This window comes from Hansschlegelia zhihuaiae, assembly GCF_004103825.1.
GTDB lineage: Bacteria > Pseudomonadota > Alphaproteobacteria > Rhizobiales > Methylopilaceae > Methylopila > Methylopila zhihuaiae.
Map to the genome: position 1 here is coordinate 145,221 of NZ_RYFI01000003.1, position 22,734 is coordinate 167,954.

At 69.4% G+C, this 22,734-nt stretch carries 25 protein-coding genes; 20 read left to right on the forward strand and 5 right to left on the reverse strand.

The window, feature by feature from the left end; genetic code table 11:
- On the reverse strand, positions 1-377 hold a 377-nt coding region (locus EK403_RS22205; protein WP_245479506.1), incomplete at its 3' end, for a ubiquinol-cytochrome C chaperone family protein.
- Between the two features lie 178 nt (positions 378-555).
- Between EK403_RS22205 and EK403_RS04580 the strand changes: the two genes are divergently transcribed.
- The 4 genes from EK403_RS04580 to EK403_RS04595 are packed head-to-tail and all read left to right on the forward strand — an operon-like array spanning position 556 to position 2,589.
- Positions 556-993 carry an outer membrane protein assembly factor BamE gene (locus tag EK403_RS04580; RefSeq protein WP_245479507.1) on the forward strand — a complete coding sequence of 146 codons (438 nt, stop codon included), beginning with the start codon at positions 556-558 and terminating at the stop codon, positions 991-993.
- A gap of 56 nt (positions 994-1,049) precedes the next feature.
- Positions 1,050-1,427, forward strand: coding sequence for a hypothetical protein (locus EK403_RS04585; RefSeq protein ID WP_128776322.1), 378 nt, complete (start codon positions 1,050-1,052; stop codon positions 1,425-1,427).
- Between the two features lie 11 nt (positions 1,428-1,438).
- On the forward strand, positions 1,439-1,876 hold the full coding sequence (locus EK403_RS04590) for a DUF1489 family protein (RefSeq protein ID WP_128776323.1): 438 nt from the start codon (positions 1,439-1,441) through the stop codon (positions 1,874-1,876).
- Between the two features lie 32 nt (positions 1,877-1,908).
- Positions 1,909-2,589 (forward strand): DUF599 domain-containing protein, encoded by a 681-nt coding sequence (locus EK403_RS04595; protein ID WP_128776324.1) that lies wholly within the window; start codon positions 1,909-1,911, stop codon positions 2,587-2,589.
- Positions 2,590-2,595: 6 nt separating this feature from the next.
- Here EK403_RS04595 and cimA read toward each other — a convergent pair whose 3' ends face one another.
- The 3 genes from cimA to EK403_RS04610 all read right to left on the reverse strand — a co-directional run bounded on the left by cimA (position 2,596) and on the right by EK403_RS04610 (position 6,265).
- Positions 2,596-4,194 (reverse strand): citramalate synthase, encoded by a 1,599-nt coding sequence (cimA, locus tag EK403_RS04600; protein WP_128776325.1) that lies wholly within the window; start codon positions 4,192-4,194, stop codon positions 2,596-2,598.
- On the reverse strand, positions 4,191-5,549 hold the full coding sequence (gene cysS, locus EK403_RS04605) for a cysteine--tRNA ligase (RefSeq protein WP_128776326.1): 1,359 nt from the start codon (positions 5,547-5,549) through the stop codon (positions 4,191-4,193). Before cysS ends, cimA begins: the two co-directional genes overlap by 4 nt.
- Positions 5,550-5,698: 149 nt before the next feature.
- Positions 5,699-6,265, reverse strand: coding sequence for a thioesterase family protein (locus EK403_RS04610; protein WP_128776327.1), 567 nt, complete (start codon positions 6,263-6,265; stop codon positions 5,699-5,701).
- A 268-nt stretch (positions 6,266-6,533) separates the two neighbouring features.
- Between EK403_RS04610 and pqqA the strand changes: the two genes are divergently transcribed.
- The 14 genes from pqqA (at position 6,534) to lexA (ending at position 17,415) form a co-directional block, all read left to right on the forward strand.
- Positions 6,534-6,614: a pyrroloquinoline quinone precursor peptide PqqA gene (gene pqqA, locus EK403_RS23760; RefSeq protein WP_128776471.1), complete on the forward strand. Its 81-nt coding sequence runs from the start codon at positions 6,534-6,536 to the stop codon at positions 6,612-6,614.
- A 58-nt stretch (positions 6,615-6,672) separates the two neighbouring features.
- The gene (gene pqqB / locus EK403_RS04620; RefSeq protein ID WP_128776472.1) at positions 6,673-7,608 is read left to right on the forward strand and encodes a pyrroloquinoline quinone biosynthesis protein PqqB; all 936 of its coding nucleotides are present in this window, start codon (positions 6,673-6,675) and stop codon (positions 7,606-7,608) included.
- A 21-nt stretch (positions 7,609-7,629) separates the two neighbouring features.
- On the forward strand, positions 7,630-8,382 hold the full coding sequence (pqqC, locus tag EK403_RS04625; RefSeq protein ID WP_128776328.1) for a pyrroloquinoline-quinone synthase PqqC: 753 nt from the start codon (positions 7,630-7,632) through the stop codon (positions 8,380-8,382).
- Positions 8,379-8,660 carry a pyrroloquinoline quinone biosynthesis peptide chaperone PqqD gene (pqqD, locus tag EK403_RS04630; protein ID WP_128776329.1) on the forward strand — a complete coding sequence of 94 codons (282 nt, stop codon included), beginning with the start codon at positions 8,379-8,381 and terminating at the stop codon, positions 8,658-8,660. Before pqqC ends, pqqD begins: the two co-directional genes overlap by 4 nt.
- A gap of 68 nt (positions 8,661-8,728) precedes the next feature.
- Positions 8,729-9,895: a pyrroloquinoline quinone biosynthesis protein PqqE gene (gene pqqE, locus EK403_RS04635; RefSeq protein ID WP_245479524.1), complete on the forward strand. Its 1,167-nt coding sequence runs from the start codon at positions 8,729-8,731 to the stop codon at positions 9,893-9,895.
- Between the two features lie 112 nt (positions 9,896-10,007).
- Positions 10,008-11,225 (forward strand): DUF2865 domain-containing protein, encoded by a 1,218-nt coding sequence (locus EK403_RS04640; protein WP_128776331.1) that lies wholly within the window; start codon positions 10,008-10,010, stop codon positions 11,223-11,225.
- A 99-nt stretch (positions 11,226-11,324) separates the two neighbouring features.
- The gene (locus EK403_RS04645) at positions 11,325-11,945 is read left to right on the forward strand and encodes an anthranilate synthase component II (protein ID WP_128776332.1); all 621 of its coding nucleotides are present in this window, start codon (positions 11,325-11,327) and stop codon (positions 11,943-11,945) included.
- Between the two features lie 14 nt (positions 11,946-11,959).
- Entirely contained in the window at positions 11,960-12,985 is a 1,026-nt protein-coding gene (trpD, locus tag EK403_RS04650; RefSeq protein WP_128776333.1) for an anthranilate phosphoribosyltransferase, read from the forward strand.
- Positions 12,982-13,788: an indole-3-glycerol phosphate synthase TrpC gene (gene trpC / locus EK403_RS04655; RefSeq protein WP_128776334.1), complete on the forward strand. Its 807-nt coding sequence runs from the start codon at positions 12,982-12,984 to the stop codon at positions 13,786-13,788. The genes trpD and trpC overlap by 4 nt, the downstream gene beginning before the upstream one ends.
- A 23-nt stretch (positions 13,789-13,811) precedes the next feature.
- Positions 13,812-14,375, forward strand: a complete 564-nt coding sequence (locus EK403_RS04660) for a DUF1003 domain-containing protein (protein WP_128776335.1) — start codon at positions 13,812-13,814, stop codon at positions 14,373-14,375.
- Positions 14,372-14,713: a hypothetical protein gene (locus EK403_RS04665; protein ID WP_164919495.1), complete on the forward strand. Its 342-nt coding sequence runs from the start codon at positions 14,372-14,374 to the stop codon at positions 14,711-14,713. Before EK403_RS04660 ends, EK403_RS04665 begins: the two co-directional genes overlap by 4 nt.
- A 14-nt stretch (positions 14,714-14,727) precedes the next feature.
- On the forward strand, positions 14,728-15,228 hold the full coding sequence (gene moaC / locus EK403_RS04670) for a cyclic pyranopterin monophosphate synthase MoaC (RefSeq protein WP_128776337.1): 501 nt from the start codon (positions 14,728-14,730) through the stop codon (positions 15,226-15,228).
- Positions 15,225-16,445 carry a molybdopterin molybdotransferase MoeA gene (locus EK403_RS04675; RefSeq protein ID WP_128776338.1) on the forward strand — a complete coding sequence of 407 codons (1,221 nt, stop codon included), beginning with the start codon at positions 15,225-15,227 and terminating at the stop codon, positions 16,443-16,445. The genes moaC and EK403_RS04675 overlap by 4 nt, the downstream gene beginning before the upstream one ends.
- Before the next feature lie 268 nt (positions 16,446-16,713).
- Entirely contained in the window at positions 16,714-17,415 is a 702-nt protein-coding gene (gene lexA, locus EK403_RS04680; RefSeq protein WP_128776339.1) for a transcriptional repressor LexA, read from the forward strand.
- Here lexA and EK403_RS04685 read toward each other — a convergent pair.
- Positions 17,409-19,697: a ComEC/Rec2 family competence protein gene (locus EK403_RS04685; RefSeq protein ID WP_128776340.1), complete on the reverse strand. Its 2,289-nt coding sequence runs from the start codon at positions 19,695-19,697 to the stop codon at positions 17,409-17,411. The two genes, lexA and EK403_RS04685, sit on opposite strands and share 7 nt — an antisense overlap.
- Positions 19,698-19,794: 97 nt before the next feature.
- Here EK403_RS04685 and gltX point away from each other — a divergent pair, with 97 nt between their 5' ends.
- Positions 19,795-21,234, forward strand: coding sequence for a glutamate--tRNA ligase (gene gltX, locus EK403_RS04690; protein WP_128776341.1), 1,440 nt, complete (start codon positions 19,795-19,797; stop codon positions 21,232-21,234).
- A 243-nt stretch (positions 21,235-21,477) separates the two neighbouring features.
- Positions 21,478-22,728, forward strand: coding sequence for a citrate synthase (gltA, locus tag EK403_RS04695; RefSeq protein ID WP_128776473.1), 1,251 nt, complete (start codon positions 21,478-21,480; stop codon positions 22,726-22,728).
- The last annotated feature ends 6 nt before the right edge of the window (positions 22,729-22,734 follow it).

Genomic DNA, 22,734 nt, shown 5'->3' on the forward strand with positions numbered 1-22,734 from the left:
TCGAGCGCGGCCCGGTCCCCGGCGTCGAGCGCCTCGTCATAGACCGCGAGACCATCATAGAAGGAACGGGCCATCGCCTTCATCCGCTTCGGAACCGTGAGGTCGCCGACGCCGAGCTCCCTCAGATTCGCGTCGAGCGCACAAAACATGGCGTCGAACAGGGCCTGCCCGAAATCCGCTCGTCCGCCGGCGCGCAGGCGACGCAGCGCGAGCCCGACATGCAGCACGATGAGTTCGAAGCGCGCCGGCAGCGTGTCGGGGGCGCCGAGCCCGACATAGAACGCCGGGCGGCGCGCCGCCGCCACAATCGCATCGTAGACCGACTCCGCCTCGCGGGAGGCGTCTGGCCCGGCTTTCCTCAAACGTCCGAAGATCATGGCTGTCAGATCCGCGACGCGCCGTCTCCGCTTGGGAGAAAGGGCCCCGCCTGTTGAACTGTAACCGCCTGCGGGTTACGCCAAGGCCGGCGGAGGGACAAGCCTCGGGGGGAGAGGCGGTTTTCGATCACGGAGCCGTGCTCGCCGCTGCTGTCGCGTTTCGGGAGGACGTTCGGGCATGAGCTTTTTGAACACGACGACCGTCCGCATGGCGGCGCTCGCCGCGGCTCTGGCGCTTGCGGGGTGCGCCGAGGAGCAGACCAAGGGCTATGTCATGGCCCCGAACGCGCTCCAGCAGGTGCCGGTCGGCTCGAGCCAGGATCAGGTGCTCGTCGTGCTCGGCACGCCCTCGACCACGGCGACGCTGAAGGGCGAGGTCTATTACTACATCACGCAGAAGACCAAGCGTTCGGTCGCGTTCATGAACCCGTCCATCACGGAGCAGACCGTGCTCGCGGTCTATTTCACGCCGGACCGCAAGGTGGAGCGCGTCGCGAATTACGGCCTGCAGGACGGGCGCGTGGTCGACCTCGTCACCAACGTCACGCCGACGGCCGGCCAGGAGCGCAACTTCCTGGAGCAGGTCTTCAAGGGCGTGCTGTCGTTCGAAGAATGAGCCCCGGCCCTCGTGCGGCCGCACGGGGCGCGGCGGCTGCGTTTGCGCTTGCGCTCGTGGCGTCGCCCGCCCATGCGGCGCCCGGCGACAGGCAATATGCGACGCTCTACAACCACGACCAGTCCGGTTTCCTCAGGGCGTTGAGGGCCGGCGAGGACTTCGTGAAGGGCGGCCGCGGGCGCCAGTTCCGCATCGTGCTCGCCGGGCCGGGCGTCATTGTCGTGATACCGGGCACGTCGACGGCGCAACGCGAATACATGAAGGCCGGCAGGGCGCGCGGGCTTGAGATCATCGCCTGCAAGGAGACGCTCGACGCCCTGTCCAAGGCGAACAAGCGCCGGATTCCCGTCCTGCCGGGCGTGTCGGTGCGGACCTGCCAGTCGCTCCGGAACCAGATGACCGTCTCCGGATGGCAGGTCGCGCCGGGCTTCTGATCGACACGCCCATGCCCCTCCATCTGCAAAAACTCTGCGTCGGCTGCGATTCGCCCGAGGAGCTCCGCGCCTGGATCGAGGAGCGCATGGCCGACAGGCGTCGCCGCGGCGCGCCCGAGGAGCAGGTCCACACCACCCGCATGGCGCCGAAGCGCGCCGCGGAGTTGCTCGACGGCGGCTCGCTCTATTGGGTGATCAAGGGCGTGATGCTGGTCCGGCAGCCGCTGATCGATCTGCGGCAGGTCAAGGGCGCGGACGGGATCGAGCGTTGCGAGCTGGTGATGAAGCCGGAGCTCACCGCCGTGCGGCCGACGCCGCGCCGGCCGTTCCAGGGCTGGCGCTATCTCGCGGGCCACGAGGCGCCGGCGGACCTCGCCGACGACGAACGCAAGGCGCCCGGCCTGCCAGCCCATCTCATCGCCGAACTCCGCTCGCTTGGCCTGCTGTGACGGCGCCGAACCGCGGTCTAGTATCCTGATCGATGCCCGGTCCCCTCACCCTGCTCGACGCCGTCGCGATCGCGATCTTCCTGCTCGCCTGGATCGCCTATCACTTCCTGTCCGAATGGGGCGGACGCAGCCTCAACTCGGCCATGGCGCGGCGGCGGCGCGAATGGATGGACCGGATGTCCGAACGCGACGCGCGGATGCCCGACTCGATCACCAATCAGGGGCTGCAGAACGGCTCGGCGTTCTTCGCCTCGACGTCGCTGCTCGCGGTCGGCGGCGCGCTGGCGGCGCTGCGGGCGAGCAACGACGCGGTGCAGATCTTCGCGGCGCTCCCGCTCGGCATTCAGACGACGGCGGAGCTCTACGATCTCAAGGTGCTCGGCTTCGCAGGCATCTTCGTCTACGCCTTCTTCAAGTTCGTCTGGGCCTATCGGCTGTTCAACTACGGCTCGATCCTGATCGCCTGCACGCCCCTGCAGGAGAAGCGCGGCTCCCGCGAGATGGAGATCGCGGTCGAACGCGCGGCGCGCATGAACATCGCCGCCGGCAGGCATTTCAATCGGGGCCTCAGGACGCTGTTCTTCGCGCTCGCCTATCTCGGCTGGTTCGTGAGCCCCTGGCTGCTGATCGCCACGACGGCGGCGGTCGTGATCGTGCTGTGGCGCCGGCAGTTCAGCTCCGAACCGCTCGCCGCGGCGACCTATGGCGAGTGAGCCGGCTCACGGCGCCGGCGCGCCGGCCTTCAGCAGCTTGTAGGTGAGGCTGTCGACCAAGGCCTCGAAGGAGGCGTCCACCACGTTGGGCGAGACTCCGACCGTGGTCCACGCCTCGCCGTCGCCGTCGGTCGACTCGATCAGCACGCGCGTCACGGCTTCGGTGCCGCCGTTCAGGATGCGGACCTTGTAGTCGGTGAGCCGAAGGTCCGCGATGTAGGGCTGGTAGCGACCAAGATCCTTGCGGAGCGCCACGTCGAGCGCGTTGACCGGGCCGATGCCTTCCGCCGCGGTGATCAGCGGCTCGCCGTCCACCGTGACCTTCACGACCGCCTCCGACATCGTCACCAGCTCGCCGAGCGCGTTGTGGCGGCGCTCGACCATCACGCGGAAGCTCTCGACCGTGAAGAAATCCGGCACGCGCCCGAGCGCGCGCTTGGCCATCAGTGCGAACGAGGCCTCCGCGCCCTCATAGGCGTAGCCCTGCGCCTCGCGCGCCTTCACGTCGGCTAGCAACCGGTCCAGCCGCGGATCGGACCTGTCGACCTCGACGCCGACGCGGGCGAGCTCCGACAGCAGGTTCGACTTGCCGCCTTGGTCGGAAACCAGCAGGCGGCGGTGGTTGCCGACGCTGTCCGGCGTCACATGCTCGTAGGTGCGCGGGTTCTTGAGGATCGCCGAGGCGTGAATGCCAGCCTTGGTCGCGAAGGCGTTGGCCCCGACATAAGGCGCGTGGCGGTTCGAGGGCCGGTTCAGCAGCTCGTCGAAGGCGCGCGACAGCTGCGCGAGCGCCGACAGCGACTCGTCCGGGACGCCGACCTCGTAGCGCTCGGCGAAATCCGGCTTGAGCTTCAGGGTCGGGATCAGCGTCGTGAGGTTCGCGTTGCCGCAGCGCTCGCCTAGGCCGTTCAGCGTGCCCTGGATCTGGCGCGCGCCGGCGCGCACGGCCGCGAGCGAGTTCGCGACCGCGAGCCCCATGTCGTCATGGGCGTGGATGCCGAGCTTCCCGGCCGGAACCACGGTCGCGGCCGAGGCCACGATCTCGGCGACCTCCTCGGGCGTCGTCCCGCCATTGGTGTCGCAGAGCACGACCCAGCGCGCGCCGGCCTCGTAGGCCGCCTTCGCGCAGGCGAGCGCATAATCGCGGTTGGCCTTCCAACCGTCGAAGAAATGCTCGCAGTCGACCATGGTCTCGCGGCCGGCCGCGACCGAGGCGGCGACGGTGTCACGGATGGTCTCGAGATTCTCATCGAGCGTGATTCCGAGCGCCTCGCGGACGTGAAAGTCCCAGCTCTTGGCCACGAAGCAGCAGGCCTCGGCCTTCGCCCGAAGCACGCCCTGCAGGCCCGGATCGTTGGCGGCGGAGCGCCCGGCCCGCTTGGTCATCCCGAAGGCCGTGAAGATGGCGTGCGAGGTCCTGGGCGCGGCGAAGAACTCGGTGTCGGTCGGATTGGCGCCCGGATAGCCGCCTTCGACATAGTCGACGCCGAGGCGATCGAGCATACCCGCGACCTCGATCTTGTCCTCGAGCGTGAAGTCGACGCCGGCCGTCTGCGCGCCGTCGCGCAGCGTCGTGTCGAACAGGTAAAGGCGCTCGCGCGTCAACGCACGACCTCCCAGCTGGTGCCGCCGGCGCCGTCCTTCAGGGCCACGCCCTGAGCCAGCAGCTCGTCGCGGATGCGGTCGGCCTCGGCGAAGTTCCTTTCGCGGCGCGCCGCGATGCGGGCGTCGATCAGGCGCTCGATCTCGGAGACCGGGAGCGCGGGCTCAGGTGCGGAAGCCGCCTTCCACGCCTCATAGTCGTCCGGCCGGAAGCCGAGGAACCGCAGCGTGCCGGCGAGCGCCTTGCGGGCGCCCTCGGACTTCAGGCGGTGGATCTCGGCGATCATCTTCGGCGTGTTCAGGTCGTCGGCGAGCGCCTCCAGCACGTCCGGCGCGGGCCGCGCCTCGGCGTCCGAGGCGGCGGCGTCGAACCACTGGCCGAGCGTCCGCTCCGCCTCCTGCAGGCTCTTCAGCGTCCAGTTGATGGGCTGGCGATAATGCGCCGAGAACATCGCGAGACGCGCGACGTCGCCCGGCCAGTCGGCCAACACCTCGCGGATCGTGACGAAATTGCCGGCGGACTTCGCCATCTTCTCGCCCTCGACCTGCAGGAACCCATTGTGCATCCACACATTGGCCATCCGCTCATGGCCGAAGCAGCAGGTCGACTGGGCGATCTCGTTCTCGTGGTGGGGGAAGATCAGGTCGATGCCGCCGCCATGGATGTCGAACACTTCGCCGAGCAGCGCGGCGGACATCGCCGAGCATTCAAGATGCCAGCCCGGGCGCCCCCTGCCCCACGGGCTGTCCCAGCCGGGCTCGGTTTCGGTCGACGGCTTCCATAGCACGAAGTCCATCGCGCCCTTCTTGTAAGGCGCGACCTCGACGCGCGCGCCGGCCTGCATCTCGTCGAGCGAGCGGCGCGCGAGACGGCCATAGGCGGGCATCGAGGAGACGTCGAACAGGACATGGCCTTCGGCCGCATAGGCATGGCCGCCGGCGATCAGGCGCTGAACGAGCTTGACCATGTCGAGCTCACCTTCGCCGCGGCAGATGAACTCGGTCGCGCGCGGCTCGTGGGTCGGGGCGAGACAGCCGAGCGCCGCGACGTCCTCGTGGAAGCCGCGCGCGGTCTCCTCCGTCAGCTGGCGGATGGAGACGCCCCGCTCAGCCGCCCGCGCGTTGATCTTGTCGTCCACATCCGTGATGTTGCGGACATAGGTGACGTGGTCCGCGCCATAGACGTGGCGAAGCAGGCGGAACACCAGGTCGAAGACAATGACGGGACGCGCGTTGCCGATATGCGCGCGGTCATAGACCGTCGGCCCGCAGACATACATCCGGACGTCGGCCGGATCGATCGGCGCGAAGACGTCCTTGGCCTTCGTCAGGGAATTGTAAAGCCTGAGCGCAGTCACGCTCCGTCCTCCTCATGGGCCGGGGCGCCACTCTTTTCTCAAAAATAAAGAAAAAACCGCCGCGGCCAGCTTTCGCTATCCGCAGATAATGACGATCCGGTTGATGCGGCCGGCGGTCTTCATGGCGCGGGACAATGATCTTACGCGGCTCAAGCGTCAAGCGGCGCGGCGGGGCCGTCGGACGTAACCGTCTTGAGAGCGCCCTCGGCGGCCAGGAACGCCGCGACGTCGGGCCGGAGCGGCGGGCTTTCGGCGGTCACGCCTGAAAGCTTCATCAGTTCCGCGACGGGGACGAAGGCCCGGCGGGCCCGGTCATAGAGCCCGGTTTCGACCAGCGCGATGGCGCCCACCGAGCCGTCGTCGCGCAGGATTCGGTGCTCGATGACGATGCGGTCCTCGCTCCAGGCGAGGACCTCCGTTTCCAGCGTGAAACTGCGGAACAGCCTGAGTTCGCGGCGGAAGCGGATCAGGCCAGCGCTCATGAGCGGCGTCCAGCGCCGCTTCAGCACGGCGCGCCACAGGCCGGTCCGCAGCAGCAGGTCTGCGCGTCCGAGATCCATCAGCGTCCAGTAGCGGCCGTTGTTCATGTGCATCGACGTGTCGAGGTCAGTGGGCAGCACCGTGAAGCGCAGCCGCGACACGTCGAACGGCGCGGACAGGCGCGCGCGCCACGGGGTCGCGATCAGGAGGAAGATGAGGCGGAGCCAGAGGTTCACCTGGTCGACCCTTGCGTTTAGGGCGCTCAGAACCGTCGTGCGAGCGCGGCGAAACTGTGGCGTTTCGGCGGCGTCTGGCCGTCGGCGTGATCATCCCGGAGCGCGCTCATTCCTAAGAAGTTCTTGAGGAACTCACGTCCGAGATTACCAAGATTTAAGGCGCGCACGGCTGGCGGCGTGATCTCACAAAAGCTATCTTCGGAAGCGCGTCGAGGGACAAGCAATTCGAGCTCGGCGCAAAAGTCTCAGGAAACCTTAGGAGGCTATAATGGCCATCTGGACCGCCCCGATCGTCGAAGAGACCCCCGTTGGTCTCGAAGTCACGTCGTACAGCCCGGCCGAGCTCTGAGCTCAAGCCGTGACTGAAGTCGAGACGATTTCCGCGCTGCAGGGCTGACGTCATGTCGTTGCGGATGATTGTTCTCGGTTCGGGCGCCGGCGGCGGCTTTCCCCAGTGGAATTGCCGCTGTCCGGTGTGCTCGCTCGCATGGGACGGCGATCCGCGGGTGAAGGCCCGCACACAGTCCTCGATCGCGGTCGAGACCGGCGACGGGCATTGGACGCTGTTCAACGCCTCTCCGGATCTCAGGTCGCAAATCCTCGCGACGCGCCAGATCCAGCCGACGGGGCTGCGCGAGACGCCGATCTCGGCGGTGGCGCTCACCAATGGCGACGTGGACCATGTCGACGGGCTGATCACGCTGCGCGAGCGGTCGCCCTTCACGGTGTACGCCACCTCGCAGATTTCCGCGGTGCTCGACGCCAACCCGATCTTCGGCGTGCTCGCCAGAGACGTGGTGTCCCGCCGGACGGTGGAGCTCGGCAAGCCCTTCTCGATTGACGACGCGACGATCGAATTCTTCGGCGCGCCCGGCAAGGTGCCGCTCTATCTCGAGACCGAGAACCTGACGATCGGCGACACCTCCGGTGACACGGTGGGCGCGGTCGTGAAGAAAGACGGCAAGCGGCTGGTCTACATTCCCGGCTGCGCCTTCGTGAATGACGACGTGCTGGCCCGCGTCGAGGGCGCAGACCTTCTGCTGTTCGACGGCACGGTGTTTGAGGACGATGAGATGCAGCGCGCCGGCGTCGGCGTGAAGACCGGGCGGCGTATGGGTCACGTGCCGATCTCGGGCCCCGACGGCTCTTTGGACGCGTTCAAAGCTGTGAAAGTCAGCCGGAAGGTCTACATTCACATCAACAACACCAACCCCATCTTGATCGAGGGCTCGCCGGAGCGGCGGGCGGTCGAAGCGCGGGGCTGGGAGGTTTCAGAAGACGGGCTCGAGATCGCCGCGGGCGAGGCCGCGTCCGTCCACGACCGCGGGTCCACCGCGGCTTGAAAGGTTGCGGAGGATTGCGCGATGTCTGACCTGTTGGCGCCAGAAGCTCTCGAGCGCCGGCTCCGCGAGGTTGGCGAGACCCGCTACCACCACCTCCATCCGTTCCAGCTTCGGCTCCAGTCCGGCGAGTGCTCGCGCGGCGAGGTCGAGGCTTGGGCGCTGAACCGCTACCTCTACCAGGCCTGCATCCCGCAGAAGGACGCCCACATCCTCGCCCGGATGGAGGACGCCGGAATGCGCCGCGAATGGCGCCAGCGCATCATCGACCATGACGGCGAGCGCGAGGGCGAGGGCGGCATCGCCAAATGGCTGAAGCTGACCGACGACCTCGGCCTCGACCGCGCGGACGTCATGTCCGGCCGCCTCGCGCTGCCGGCCACGAAGTTCGCGGTCAACGCCTATCTGTCCTTCGTGAAGGACCGCTCGCTGCTCGAGGCCATCGCCTCGTCGCTGACCGAGCTGTTCTCGCCGATGGTGATCAAGACCCGCGTCGCCGGGATGCTGTCGAACTACGACTACGTCACCCCGGAGACGCTCGCCTATTTCACGGCGCGCCCCGTGCAGGCCAAGCGCGACAGCGACTTCGCGCTCGCCTATGTGCTGGAAAACGCGAGGACGCCGGCCGAGCAGCAGGCGGCGATCGGCGCGCTCGAATTCAAGTGCTCAATGCTGTGGGCCATGCTGGACGCGCTTGAGCACGCCTACATCTACGCGCAGCCCTGGCCCGACGCGTTCAAGCCGGCGGACGCCGTCCGCCGGGAAGCCGCGGAATGACCGACGTGCCGTCGGACGCCACGCCGAAGCTGCCGCGCGGCGTCAGGTTGCGGCGTGACGAGGTGCGGAACGAATGGCTGCTTCTCGCCCCGGAGCGCGTGCTGCGGCCTGACGCGATCGCGGTGAAGGTGCTGGAGCTCTGCGACGGCGCGCGCACCGTGGACATGATCGTCGAAGAGCTCGCCTCGGCCTATGCGGCCCCACGCGAGCAGATCGACGGCGACGTGAAGAAGATGCTGCGCGATCTGGCTGACAAGCGGGTGCTCGACCTGGCTTGAGGCCGGGCGCCCGGCCAACGATCGCGGCGTTCGCGCGTTGCGCCGGAGAGGAGGACGACATGAACGACATGACCGTTCCCAATCCCTCGGAGGCGACCCGCGTCGCGCCGCCGGCGCCGCTCGGCATGCTGGCCGAGCTCACGCACCGCTGCCCGCTCTCGTGCCCCTACTGCTCGAACCCCGTGGAGCTCGACAAGCGCTCCGGGGAGCTGGACACGGAGACTTGGAAGCGCGTGTTCTCCGAGGCCGCGGCGATGGGCGTGCTCCATCTCCACCTTTCCGGCGGCGAGCCGACGGCTCGCAAGGACATCGTCGAGCTGACCGCGCACGCCGTGAAGGTCGGGCTCTACACCAACCTCATCACCTCCGGGATCGGCGTCCAGCGCGAGAAGCTCGAGGAGCTTGCGAACGCCGGCCTCGACCACGTCCAGCTGTCGATCCAGGACGCCGAGAGCGATAACGCCGACAAGATCGCGGGCCTCAAGGGCGCGCACGAGAAGAAGCGGATCTTCGCGGGCTGGGTGCTCGAGCTCGGCATGCCGCTGACGATCAACGCCGTGATCCACCGCGGCAATGTCGACAACATCGAGGCGCTCGTGAACATGGCGCTGAATTTCGGCGCCCGGCGCGTCGAGATCGCGCATTCGCAATATTACGGCTGGGCGCTCGAAAACCGCAAAACCCTGATGCCGACGCGCGAGCAGGTCATGAAGGCGGCCGAGACGGTCGAGCGCCTGCGCGAGGAGCTTCAGGGCAAGCTCGTCATCGACGCCGTCGTCCCGGACTATTATGCGCGCCGTCCGAAGCCTTGCGTCGGCGGCTGGGGCCGTCAGTCGCTCAACGTCACGCCGCAGGGCAAGGTGCTGCCCTGCCACGCCGCCGAAACCATCACGCATCTCGAATTCGACTACGTGACTGAGAAGAGCCTGAGCGAAATCTGGACCAACGGCTCGGCCTTCGAGGCTTATCGCGGCACGAGCTGGATGAAGGAGCCCTGCACCTCCTGTCCGCGCAAGGAGATCGACTTCGGCGGCTGCCGCTGCCAGGCGCTCGCGATCACGGGCGACCCGCGCAACGCCGACCCGGCCTGCTCGCTCTCGCCGTTCCACGCCAAGATCACGGCGCTCGCGATCAAGGATGCGCGGCCGACCGACGAGGGCTACGTCTATCGCCGCTTCGGAGCGAAGCCGGGACAGGCCCGTGTCGAGATCACGCGCAGCAACGCTCCGGCCTGACGCCTCCTCACTTCGGTCCCATTCCCGCGCCCCTGTGCGCGACGGCCTCGACGGGTTAGAACGCTCGCGGGGCCGGTGCGCGCGACGTCGAAGAATCGGTCAAGGGACGCGGATGAGATCGAAAATCCTGACGAACGTCGTTCTGGCGGTCGCGTTCGCGGCCGTGCTCGGAGCGTCGGGCGCCGGGGCGCAGGAACCGTCGGAGGAGTGCCTCAGCCTCGAGGCCCGGCTCGCGGCGCTCGACCGCAGCGGGCCGCGCAAGCCCGACCCGCGCCAGCTCGAACAATCGGTCGCCCGCCAGCAGAGCGAGCTCGACCGCACCAGCGCCTACGCCAAGGGCATCGGCTGCGGCCGCCGCTTCATCTTCGCGCCGGAGCCGCCGGCCGAATGCGAGCCGCTCGGCGCGCGCATCAAGCAGATGCAGATCAATCTCGACCGGCTGAAGGCGCAGTCCGCGCAAGCCGCGCAGGGCGGCGGCGGCGATCCGCGCCGGCGCGAGCTCCTGTTCGCGCTCGCGCGCGGCCATTGCGGCCCGCAATACCGTCTGGTCGAGCGTCGCGTCGCGCCGCAGCAGCAGGAGAAGAAGGGCTTCTTCGAAATGCTGTTTGGCGGCGGCCGAAGCTCCGAAGAGCCTTCGGGCGGCGAGACAGTCGTCGAACCCGAGATGGATCCGGCCGAGACGCCCAAGGTCTCGACCTTCCGAACGGTCTGCGTCAGGACCTGCGACGGATTCTTCTTCCCGATCTCCTACCAGACGACCCGCAACGCCTTCGGCCGCGACGAGGCGATCTGCCGGGCGACCTGCCCTGGGGCGGAGGCGAAGCTGTTCGCCTATCCCAATCCCGGCGGCAAGATCGAGGGCGCGGCCGACGTCGACGGCCAGCCTTACGCCAAACTCGAAAACGCCTTCCGCTACCGCAAGGAGTTCGTCTCCGGCTGCTCCTGCAAGCCCGAGGGCATGAACTGGGCCGAGGCGCTGTCGGGCGTCGAGGACAAGACGGTCAAGAAGGGCGACATCGTGGTCGACGAGAAGACCGCCGAGGAGATGTCGCGCGCCAAGACGCCGGAGGAGCGCGCCCAGATCCAGGCCCGCGCCGCCAAGGCCAAGCCGCCCGCCCCGCCGGCTTCGCCGCCCCCGCCTCCTCCGAGCTCGCCGCTGCAGGACGCCGCGCAGCAAGGCGGCGAGCCGTTCGAACCGCAACAGACCGGCGCGGCGCGCCGCGAGGCGCCTTCCGACGACGTGATCATCCTGGACCAGCCGCCGATGCCGCGCGGCGGGGTGGAGCGCCGGCCGCTCGACGGTCCGGACATGGAGCGCGTTCCGCACTGACGAGCGCGGCGGACGTTCTCACGGCCGCGGCCGTCGGGTCACGCCCTTGACGGGCGAAGCGACGTCGCGCTTTCTCCATCCGCCGAGGCTTTGAGCGCGATGACAGCCGTCACCCTGATCGACAATTACGACAGCTTCACCTGGAACGTCGTCCACGCGATCGGCGCGCTCGGCGCGCGCGTGACCGTGCATCGCAACGACAAGATCTCGGTCGAGGATGTGCTGGCCGAGGGGCCGGACGCCATCGTCATCTCGCCCGGCCCCTGCACGCCGCGCGAGGCCGGCGTCTCCTGCGACCTGATCCGGGCGGCCGCCGGCGAGACGCCGATCTTCGGCGTATGCCTCGGCCATCAGGCGATCGGCGAGGTGTTCGGCGGCGTGGTGGAGCGCGCGCCGGTTCCCGTCCACGGCAAGCTCGCGCGCATCCTCCACCACGGCCGGGGACCGTTCCGCGGCATCAACGGCGTTCTGAGCGCGACCCGCTACCATTCGCTCATCGTCCGGCGCAGCGACCTCCCCGAGACGCTCGAGGTCACGGCCGAGACCGAGGACGGCCTGATCATGGGCCTCTCGCACCGCGAATTCCCGATCCACGGCGTCCAGTTCCACCCCGAGAGCATCGCGTCCGAGCATGGCGCGGCGATCTTCGGCAATTTCCTGGCCGACGCCGCCGCCTGGAACGCCGAGCGCCGCGCCTCCGTCGCGCGTCGTGCGGGCTGAGCCTCGAGACGGCCATGGAAGCGTTCAAGTCGGTCATCGCCCAGATCGCGGAAGGACGGCCGCTCGACCGAGTCGCGGCCGAGGCCGCGTTCGGCCAGATCATGTCGGGCGAGACCACGCCCGCGCAGATCGGCGCCTTCCTCATGGGCCTGCGCCTGCGCGGCGAGACCGTCGACGAGATCGCCGGCGCGGTCGCGGCGATGCGCGCCCGCATGACGCCCGTCGCGGCGCCCGCGGACGCCGTCGACGTGGTCGGCACCGGCGGCGACGGCGCGGGCTCGGTCAACGTCTCGACCTGCGCGGCCCTTGTGGTGGCGGGCTGCGGCGTGACGGTCGCCAAGCACGGCAACCGCGCACTGTCCTCGAAATCCGGCTCCGCCGACGTGCTGAAGGCCCTCGGCGTCGACGTCGATCTGCCGCCCGAGCGGATCGCGGCCTGCATCGCAGAGGCCGGCATCGGCTTCATGTTCGCGCCGAACCACCATTCGGCGATGCGCCATGTCGGTCCAGCGCGGACCGAGCTCGGCGTGCGCACGATCTTCAACCTGCTCGGGCCGCTCTCGAACCCGGCGGGCGTGAAGCGCCAGATGGTCGGCGTGTTCTCGCCGCGCTGGATCGAGCCGATCGCCGAGGCCCTGCGGACGCTCGGCTCCGAACATGTCTGGGTGGTGCACGGCTCCGACGGCCTCGACGAGATCACCACGTCCGGTCCTACCTCGGTCGCCGAGCTCAAGGACGGGCAGGTCTCCACCTTCGAGATCTCGCCCGAGGATGCGGGGCTCTCGCGTCATCCCGTCGGCGCACTCGCGGGCGGTGACGCCGAGGCGAACGCGGCCTCGCTCCGCGCGGTCCTCGACGGCGTTCCCGGCGCCTATCGCGACGTCGCTATCCTGAACGCCGCCGCGACCCTGATCGTGGCGGGCCGCGCCAAGACCCTTGCGGAAGGCGCGGCGCTCGCGGCCGCTTCGCTCGACAGCGGCGCGGCCTATTCGCGGCTCGACGCGCTGGTCCGGGTCTCGAACGCGGAGATCGCGGCGTGAGCGACATCCTGGAGCGCATCGGCGCCTATAAGCGTCGCGAGATCGAGGCCGCGAAGGCCGTTCGTCCCTATTCTGGGGTTCGGAAGGCCGCCGAGGCCGCCTCCCCGCCCCGCGGCTTCGTGCGCGCGATCGCCAAGACGCTCGACGCCGGCCGCACGGCGCTGATCGCCGAGATCAAGAAAGCGAGCCCGTCGAAGGGCCTGATCCGAGCGGATTTCGACCCGCCGGCGCTGGCCCGCGCATACGAGGCCGGGGGCGCGACCTGCCTGTCGATTCTGACCGACGGCCCCTCGTTCCAGGGCGCGCCGGAGTTTCTGGTCGCGGCGCGCGACGCGACGCGGCTGCCCGTCATCCGCAAGGATTTCCTCTACGAGCCCTATCAGGTCGCCGAATCGCGCGCGCTCGGCGCCGACTGCATCCTGGTGATCATGGCGGCAGTCACCGACCGCGAGGCCCGCGACCTCGTCGCCGCCGCGTCCGATTTCGGCATGGACGTGCTGGTGGAGGTTCATAATGGTCAGGAGCTCGACCGCGCGCTGCCGCTCGGGACCACGCTCGTCGGCGTCAACAACCGGAACCTCCGCACGTTCGAAGTCTCACTCGAGACCACCGAAAATCTCGCCGTCCACATTCCGGACGACCGCATCCTCGTCGGCGAGAGCGGAATCTTCACGCCCGCCGAGGTCGCGCGGCTCGGCGTCGTCGGCTGCCGCACGCTGCTGGTCGGCGAAAGCCTGATGCGTCAGACGGACGTGGCGGCCGCAACGCGCGCGCTGCTCGCCCCCGCGCATGCGGCCGCCTGAAGGTTTCGGACAAGGAGGAGCGCATGGCGCACGAGGCGACCTCCGACCTGCACCATAAGGCTCTCCACTGGCTCGGCCGCGGCGCGGAAACGCTCCACGAAGGCGAGCGCCGCGTGCTGGAGAGCGCGCGCAACCGCCGCGTCGTGGCCCGCCCTCCCGATCATGCGAGAGACGCCGATCTCGGCGCCCGGCTCGCCGATCGCGTCGCCGAGTTCGGCGGCTCCTGGACCTTCATCCTTCTGTTCTGCGCGGTTCTCTTTCTCTGGACCGGCGCGAACGTCTGGCTGCTGACGCGGCCGTTCGACCCTTACCCCTTCATCTTCCTCAACCTGTTGCTCTCCATGCTTGCGGCTCTGCAGGCGCCGGTCATCATGATGAGCCAGAATCGGCAGGCCGCGAAGGATCGGGAGAACGCGGCCCTCGACTACGAGGTCAACCTCAAAGCCGAGATCGAGATCATGGCGCTGCACGAGAAGCTCGACCGGATGCGCGACGAGCACCTTGCCGGCCTTATCGCAAAGCAGCAGGAACAGATCGACCTGCTCACCCGCGCGCTCGACACGCATCTGGAATGCAAGGGATCATGACGGAGACCAAGCCCCCTGCGGTCGACCGCATCGACCCGACCTTCCGCAACGGCACGATCACGGCGTTCGGCGTGACGGTTTCGTTCTCGCTCGGCTTCCTGTCGCAATGGGCGTCGAGCCCCGGCGCCTGGCAGCCCTACGACACGCCGCCCATGATCCTGCTGTTCGCAGGCGTCGCGCTGCAGATGCGGGCGCTCTCGCTTCTGCTACCGGTCGAGGGGCTCGAAAGGCGCATCTACGACCGCTCGACGAAGATCTATCTCACCGGATTGATCCTGACGGGCGTCGGCGTCGGCGCGGCCGTTTCGTTCGACGCGCTTTCGTCGCTGTTCAAATGAGCGTTACGAAAGACATGCCGCCACAACCCTCCGCGCGCCTCACGCATCTCAAGAGCTCGGGCGAAGCCGACATGGTCGACGTCGGCGACAAGCCCGCCACCTTCCGGGAAGCGACGGCCGAAGGCCGCGTCGTCATGGCGCCCGAGACGCTTCGGCTCGTGGTCGAGGGAAACGCCAAGAAGGGCGACGTGCTCGGCGTCGCGCGAATCGCGGGCATCATGGCCGCCAAGCGGACCCATGAGTTGATCCCCCTCTGCCACCCCCTCGCTCTCTCCAAGGTGTCCGTCGACCTTAGGCCGGACGAGGGACTGCCAGGCGTCGTGGTCACGGCGACGGCCCGCGTCACCGGGCCGACGGGCGTCGAGATGGAGGCCCTGACCGCGGTGTCGGTCGCCTGTCTCACGATCTACGACATGACCAAGGCGGTCGACCGCTCCATGCGGATCGAGGCCGTGCGGCTGCTGGCGAAATCCGGCGGCCGCTCCGGCGATTTCCGCGCCGGCGAGGCGCCGTGAGCAACCTCCTCCCGGTTCCCGAAGCGCGCGCTCGCATCCTCGCCGGGCTCGCGCCGCTCGAGCGCGAAACCACCCCGCTCGCCGAAGCGCTCGGCCGCACGCTGGCCGCGCCGCTCAAGGCGCTGCGCACCCAGCCGCCCTGGGACTGCTCGGCCATGGACGGCTACGCCCTGAGGGCGGCCGACGCCGCGACCGCCGGCGCACGGCTCGTCGTGGTCGGCGAGGCGGCTGCGGGCCGAGCTTTCCCGGAGCGCGTCGGCGAAGGCCAAGCGGTGCGGATCTTTACCGGAGCGCCGGTGCCGGAGGGCGCCGACGCAATCCTGCTGCAGGAGGACGCCGAGCGGGACGGCGACGCGCTGGTCGTCGGCGAGGCCGTGCGGTCCGGCCGCCACATAAGGCGGGCCGGCCTCGACTTCCGGGAAGGCGAAACGTTGCTGGAGAAGGGCCGCAGGCTCGGCGCCCGCGACCTCGCGCTCGCGGCCGCGCTCGGCCACCCTTCGGTCGAGGTTTCGCGCCGTCCCCACATAGCGATCCTCGCGACCGGCGACGAGCTCGTGCTTCCGGGCGCCGAGGTCGGTCCCGACCAGATCGTCGCCTCGAACGCCTTCGCGATCGCCGCAGTGGTGGCGGCCGAGGGCGGCGTTCCGGTCGATCTCGGCGTCGCGCCCGACGACCGGAGGGCGATCCGCGCCGCGATCGAAAGCGCCATCGCGCAGAAGGCCGACGTCCTGGTCACGCTCGGCGGCGCCTCGGTCGGCGACCACGACCTCGTCAAGCCCGTATTGGAAGAAGCCGGCGTGCGGCTCGACTTCTGGAAGATCGCGATGCGTCCGGGCAAGCCGATGATGGCCGGCCGCAGGGACGATATGCTCGCCCTCGGCCTGCCGGGCAATCCGGTTTCGGCGATCGTCTGCTCGCTGCTCTTCCTCGCGCCGGCGATCCGGCGGCTCGCCGGCCGCGCCGACGTCGAGCCGGTGCTCCGCCCAGGACGGCTCGGACGGGACATGCCGGCGAACGACCGGCGCGAGGACTATATGCGCGCCGCGCTCTCGATCGATTCGGACGGGACGCCGGTCGCGACGGCTTATGACCGGCAGGATTCGTCGATGCTGCGGCCGCTTTCCGACGCCGAATGCCTGCTCGTCCGGCCCGCGCACGCGCTGGCCGCGGCCGCCGGCGACCCCTGCGTCATTTTTCCGCTCGACCACCCCTATTGAACGGAAGCCGGCTCATAAGGGCCACGTTCGCCCTTAACCAATCCCTCAAGTCCTTACGTTTCCTCATCTTCGTCCGTCGGCGGAGACACGCAGCCTGTCCGCGCTCCTTTATCGCCGCGAAATGGCCCCGCGGAGTCGGTCCGGCAAAGCATTCACGCACGACCGATGGAGGAGCCGGACAAGAAACGCGTCCTTAACGGCTTGCGGAACACATCTAGAACAGCTATGCAATGTTCATGATTTGTTTTGGTCCGGCTCGGAGCCGCCAATGTTGACCCGCAAGCAGTATGACCTGCTCCGCTTCATCCACGAGCGGCTGAAGGAGACCGGCGTGCCACCCTCCTTCGAGGAGATGAAGGACGCGCTGGGCCTGCAGTCCAAGTCCGGCATCCACCGTCTGATCATGGCGCTCGAGGAGCGCGGCTTCATTCGCCGGCTGCCGAACCGGGCGCGGGCGCTCGAGGTGGTGAAGCTGCCGGAGGCCGCGGCGCCGCCTGTCGCACGGCCCACGACCGGCCGCTTCGCCCCGAACGTGATCGAAGGCAGCCTCGGCCGCAGGCCGCCCGCTGGCGAGGACGAGGACGGCCGCTCGGTGTCGATTCCGGTGATGGGCCGCATTGCGGCCGGCGTGCCGATCGAGGCCATCCAGTCGCGCAGCCACACCATCTCGGTCTCGCCCGACATGCTGTCGAGCGGCGAGCACTTTGCGCTCGAAGTGCGCGGCGATTCGATGATTGAGGCCGGCATCCTGGACGGCGACCTCGTGCTGATCCGCAAGCAGGACACGGCCGACACCGGCGACATCGTGGTCGCGCTGGTCGACGACGAGGAGGCGACGCTGAAGCGCCTCAGGAAGCGCGGCGCCTCGATCGCGCTCGAGGCCGCGAACCCGGCTTACGAGACCCGCATCTTCGGGCCGGACCGCGTGGCGATCCAGGGCCGGCTGGTCGGTCTGATCCGCCGCTACTGATCGTCCGGAGACGCCGCGGCCTCCGGGTCGTCGGTCGGATCGACGGGCGGATCGGCGGTCGTGCGGGCCGTCGCTGCGGCGGGCCGCGGAGCGAACATCAGGCGCAGGGCGTCATCGGGCGGAGCCCCGGCCGCGCGGGAGCCGGTCCAGGGCCGGACGCCGGACGGGTCGCGCGCGGCGACGGCGGAGAAGGACGCCCCGTCCCGGGTGAGGCTGAGCGCTCCGGTCGCGGTCAGCGTGGCCCGATCGACCACGGCGGCGTGTTCCGAACAGGCCGCAGGCGCCGCAAGCGGCGTCACCACCAGGGCGGCGCGGCGGCAGTCCTCGTCGAAGGCGCGGGCGTCGAGGACGAGCGACACGATCCTGCCGCCGGCGAGCGGGGCGACGCAGCCATAGGGGTCGCACCGCGCCGAGGCCGCCTTCCCTGCAGGCGCAGCGTCGGCCGCGAGCCAGACGCGCGACGCGAAGGCCGACGGACGGGCGCCGGCGAGCATGAGCCGACCGTCCGGTCCGCGTGCGGCGAGCGAACGGCCGGAACGGTCGATCACGACGTCCGGCCGTGTCGGAAAGACTGCGAGCAAGAGCGCGGCCGCCAGTATCGGGACGGAGGCCCAGCGCAGCGCCGTGCGCCACAGGCAGAGCCAGGCGAGCCCGAAGGCGAACAGGACGAGCGCCGCCTCCCCGAAGGCAAGGATGAAGCGCTCGGACCCCGGCCATGACGCGACGGCGCGAGCGATCTCCAGCACGCCCTTCAGCCCGAGCCCCATCAGCCCCCACCACGGCCCGTCGAGCCCAAGCGGCGCGAAGGCGAGGCCCCCAACGACCGCGGGCATCACGATCAGGCTCAGGAGCGGCGTCGCGAGCGCGTTGCCGGCGAGCGCGTAAGGGGTGACGCGGTGGAAGTGGTAGGCCGCGAACGGCGCGGTCGCGAGGCCGGCGATCAGGGTGGTGGCCACCGCGATCGTGGCCGCCGTCGCGACGACCCGGAGGGCGCGCGCCCATCCGGTCTCGGGCCGCGGGTCCGCCGGCCTGTCGCGCCGCGCCTCGAACCAGGCGAGCAGCGCCGCCACCGCCGCGAACGACATCTGGAAGCTCGGGCCGAGCATCGCCTCGGGCGAGAGCGCGAGCACGACCAATGCCGCGAGCGCCAGGTTGCGGGGCGCGAGCGCCGGCCGACCGACCAGCACTGCGCAGAGCGCGATCGCGATCATGATCCAGGAGCGCTGGGTCGCGACCTCCGCGCCCGACAGCGCGAGATAGAAGGTCGCGCCGCCGAGCGCCGCGGCCGCCGCGATCGCCTTGACCGGCCAGCGCAGCGCCGCTGCGGGGACGAGCGCAAGCGCCGCGCGCACGACCCAAAAGACCGTGCCGGCGATCAGCGCCATGTGCAGGCCGGAGATCGACAGGATGTGGGCGAGGCCCGCGGCCCGGAGATCGTCCTCGGTCGATTGCGGGATCGGCCCCTGGACGCCGGTGACGAGGGCCGCCGCCACCGCGCCCTCGGGTCCGCTGATCGAGGACGAAACCCTCGCCGTCAGCCGCTCCCTCAGCCGCTGGAGCGCCGCGTCAAACCCTTGCGCGTCGGCCGGCCCGAGGTTCCGGACGTTTTTCGGCGCGAAGGCTGTCGCGCCGATCCTTTCGAAGAAGGCGACGCGCGCGAAGTCGTAGCCGCCCGGACGCACCGGCCCCTCGGGCGGCCGCCAATAGGCCTCCAGCGAAACGCGGTCTCCCGCGGTCAGCGCAGGAGCGGCCCCCATCGTGACGCGCGCCTTTCCGGGTCGCTCGCCCTTCCCGAGCGCCCCGAAGCGCTCGACCGCGAGGGTCACGCGGCGGCGGCCCGCGGCGCGGGGCTCGACGAGCAGCACCCGCCCCGTGACCTCGGCGCGCATTCCGCGCGACAGGACGGGCGCCTCGGCGCGCACGGTCGCGAGCTTGGCGGCGAGGAAGCCGCCCGCGGCTGCGGCGAGCGCGAGCACAAGGCCGAGCGCCACGAAGCGCCTGCGCGCGGCCGCGACCCCAAGGCAGGCCAACCCGAAGGCGCCGACCGCGGCCCAAAGCGCGGGCTCCCGCGCGGCCGCGAAATAGATCGCGACGCCGATCCCGAAGGCGACAGGCGTCCAGAGCGCCGGACGGCCGAGATCGGTCTCTTCGGCCAGTCTTGCGCGGAGCCAGGCCTGCAGGCGGTCGAGCAGCGGGCGCAGCCGGGGAACAGCCGCCGTCGCGGCGGGCAGCGTCGCGGCCCGCCCGTCCCGTCTCCTTCGCGGTTCGGGGGCGCTCGCCATCCCGTCTTTTCCCCGTCGGCGCCTGCATGCTACGAGGAGCGCGCCCGCGCGCATAGCGGCCGCGCCCCGCAACCCTCCGAGAGACCGACCTTCGACCGTGACCGAGACCGTCGTCACCCGTTTCGCGCCGTCGCCCACCGGCTTCCTGCACATCGGAGGCGCGCGCACGGCCCTCTTCAACTGGCTGTTCGCCAAGGCCCAGGGCGGCAAGATGCTGCTCCGGATCGAGGACACTGACCGCGCGCGCTCGACCGAGGCGGCGATCGCCGCGATCCTCGACGGGCTGCAATGGCTCGGCCTCGACTGGGACGGCGAGCCGACCTTCCAGTTCGCGCGCGCCGACCGTCACCGCGAAGCCGTCGAGCAGATGCTGGCCGCCGGCCGGGCCTATCGCTGCTATGCGAGCGCCGAGGAGCTCGAGCAGATGCGCGCGACCGCGCAGGCCGAAGGGCGCCCCCCCCGCTATGACGGCCGCTGGCGCGACCGGCCGGCCTCCGAGGCGCCCGAAGGCCGCGCTCCGGCGATCCGCCTCAAGGCGCCGACCGAGGGCGAGACGGTGATCGACGATCTCGTGCAGGGCCGCGTCGTGATACCCAACAAGGACCTCGACGACCTCGTGCTGCTGCGCTCGGACGGCACGCCGACCTACATGCTCGCCGTCGTGGTGGACGATCACGACATGGGCGTCACCCATGTGATCCGCGGGGTCGACCATCTGACCAACGCCGCCCGCCAGACGCAGATCTACGAGGCGATGGGCTGGGCTGTCCCGAAGATGGCCCATATCCCGCTGATCCACGGGCCGGATGGCGCAAAACTCTCCAAGCGCCACGGCGCGCTGGGCGTCGAGGCCTATCGCGAGATGGGGTTCCTGCCGGCGGCGCTGCGCAACTATCTCGCGCGGCTCGGCTGGAGCCATGGCGACGACGAGATCTTCTCGACCGAGCAGGCGGTCGCCTGGTTCGACATCGGCTCGGTCGGGCGTTCGGCCGCGCGGTTCGACCTCCTCAAGCTGCAGAACCTCAACGGCCATTACATGCGCGACACCCCGGACGACGAGCTGATGGCGGCGCTGAAGACCGCTCTGCCCCACCTGCCCGGCGGCCCGGACTTCTCCGCCCGACTCGACGCCTCCGGCCGCTGGGAGGCGTTTCGCCTTGCGCTTCCCGGCCTGAAGGAGCGTGCGAAGACGTTGGTCGAACTCGTCGACGGCGCACGGTTCCTGATCGACGAGCGGCCGCTCGCGGTCGAGCCGGCGGCCGCCGGGCTGCTGACCTCCGACGCGCGAGACCTGCTCGCGCGGCTCTCCGAGCGTCTCTCGGCGCTGGAGCCATGGACGGCCGAGGGCGCGGAGGCCGTGGTGCGGGCCGTGGCGGACGACGCCGGCGTCAAGCTCGGCGCCCTCGCCCAGCCGCTCCGGGCGGCGCTCACCGGCCGCAAGACCTCGCCCGGCATCTTCGACGTGCTGGTCGCGCTCGGCCGCGAGGAAAGCCTCGGCCGGATCGAAGACCAGGCCTCGCCGCCGCGCGCGGCCTGACGTCTCACGGGCTCGCCGCGGCGCCTGCGAGCCCTAGTTTGCGCTGCAACAATAGTCGTATAGGGTCACGTCAACCATCTCCCGGTCGCCCGCCTGACAGGGCGGCGCTCGCCGGTCGAATGGCGTGACCGCACTCGAAGCGAAGGGGTATGGCGCATGAACGCTCCCGCCAGCACGCTCAAATTCCAGGAGGCCGAAGTCAGCCCGAACTCGCCGGGCCGGCTTTCGGTCGGCGGCGTCGACATGGATCTTCCGATCCGCCACGGCTCGATCGGCCCGTCCGTCCTCGACGTCCAGCAGCTCTACAAGAACACCGGGATGTTCACCTACGACCCCGGCTTCACCTCCACGGCAAGCTGCGAGTCGAAGATCACCTATATCGACGGCGACGAAGGCGTCCTTCTTTATCGCGGCTATCCGATCGAGCAGCTCGCTGAGAACGGCGACTTCCTCGAGACCTGCTACCTGCTGTTGTTCGGCGATCTGCCGACCGCCGCCCAGAAGGCGGATTTCGACCGTCAGGTCACGCGCCACACCATGGTGCATGAGCAGATGTCGCGCTTCTATTCGGGCTTCAGGCGCGACGCCCATCCGATGGCGGTGATGTGCGGCGTCGTAGGCGCGTTGTCGGCCTTCTACCACGACTCGACCGACATCAACGATCCGGAGCAGCGCCTGATCGCGTCGATCCGCATGGTCGCCAAGACCCCGACGATCGCCGCCATGGCCTACAAATATTCGGTCGGCCAGCCCTTCATCTATCCACAGAACTCGCTCGATTTCTCGGCCAACTTTCTCAACATGTGCTTCGCGGTGCCGTGCGAGGAGTACAAGGTCAATCCCGTGCTCGCCCGCGCGATGGACCGCATCTTCATCCTGCACGCCGACCACGAGCAGAACGCCTCGACCTCGACCGTCAGGCTCGCGGGCTCCTCGGGCGCCAATCCCTTCGCCTGCATCGCGGCCGGCATCGCCTGCCTCTGGGGCCCGGCACATGGCGGCGCCAACGAAGCGGCGCTCAAGATGCTCGAGGAGATCGGCACGCCCGATCAGGTCGACAAATACGTCGCCAAGGCCAAGGACAAGAACGATCCGTTCCGCCTCATGGGCTTCGGCCACCGGGTCTACAAGAACTACGACCCGCGCGCCAAGATCATGCAGAAGACCTGCCACGAGGTGCTGGGCGAGCTCGGCATCAAGGACGACCCGCTGCTCGACGTCGCCATGGAGCTCGAGAAGATCGCGCTCAGGGACGAGTACTTTATCGAGAAGAAGCTGTATCCGAACATCGACTTCTATTCCGGCATCACGCTGAAGGCGATGGGCATCCCGGTGTCGATGTTCACCGTGCTGTTCGCTGTGGCGCGCACCGTCGGCTGGATCGCGCAGTGGAAGGAAATGTTCGAGGATCCGTCGCAGAAGATCGGCCGACCCCGCCAGCTCTACACCGGCGCGCCGCTGCGCGAATACGTGCCGATCGCCCAGCGCCGCTGAACGGCT

Coding starts and splice junctions, on each gene's coding strand:
- EK403_RS04640 (WP_128776331.1), top strand. CDS start 10,008: ATGAGATCGAAAATCCTGACGAACGTCGTTCTGGCGGTCGCGTTCGCG.
- EK403_RS04580 (WP_245479507.1), top strand. CDS start 556: ATGAGCTTTTTGAACACGACGACCGTCCGCATGGCGGCGCTCGCCGCG.
- moaC (WP_128776337.1), top strand. CDS start 14,728: ATGCCGCCACAACCCTCCGCGCGCCTCACGCATCTCAAGAGCTCGGGC.
- EK403_RS04660 (WP_128776335.1), top strand. CDS start 13,812: ATGGCGCACGAGGCGACCTCCGACCTGCACCATAAGGCTCTCCACTGG.
- lexA (WP_128776339.1), top strand. CDS start 16,714: ATGTTGACCCGCAAGCAGTATGACCTGCTCCGCTTCATCCACGAGCGG.
- trpD (WP_128776333.1), top strand. CDS start 11,960: ATGGAAGCGTTCAAGTCGGTCATCGCCCAGATCGCGGAAGGACGGCCG.
- EK403_RS04665 (WP_164919495.1), top strand. CDS start 14,372: ATGACGGAGACCAAGCCCCCTGCGGTCGACCGCATCGACCCGACCTTC.
- pqqA (WP_128776471.1), top strand. CDS start 6,534: ATGGCCATCTGGACCGCCCCGATCGTCGAAGAGACCCCCGTTGGTCTC.
- pqqE (WP_245479524.1), top strand. CDS start 8,729: ATGACCGTTCCCAATCCCTCGGAGGCGACCCGCGTCGCGCCGCCGGCG.
- gltA (WP_128776473.1), top strand. CDS start 21,478: ATGGATCTTCCGATCCGCCACGGCTCGATCGGCCCGTCCGTCCTCGAC.
- EK403_RS04590 (WP_128776323.1), top strand. CDS start 1,439: ATGCCCCTCCATCTGCAAAAACTCTGCGTCGGCTGCGATTCGCCCGAG.
- pqqC (WP_128776328.1), top strand. CDS start 7,630: ATGTCTGACCTGTTGGCGCCAGAAGCTCTCGAGCGCCGGCTCCGCGAG.
- EK403_RS04595 (WP_128776324.1), top strand. CDS start 1,909: ATGCCCGGTCCCCTCACCCTGCTCGACGCCGTCGCGATCGCGATCTTC.
- EK403_RS04645 (WP_128776332.1), top strand. CDS start 11,325: ATGACAGCCGTCACCCTGATCGACAATTACGACAGCTTCACCTGGAAC.
- pqqD (WP_128776329.1), top strand. CDS start 8,379: ATGACCGACGTGCCGTCGGACGCCACGCCGAAGCTGCCGCGCGGCGTC.
- EK403_RS04685 (WP_128776340.1), bottom strand. CDS start 19,697: ATGGCGAGCGCCCCCGAACCGCGAAGGAGACGGGACGGGCGGGCCGCG.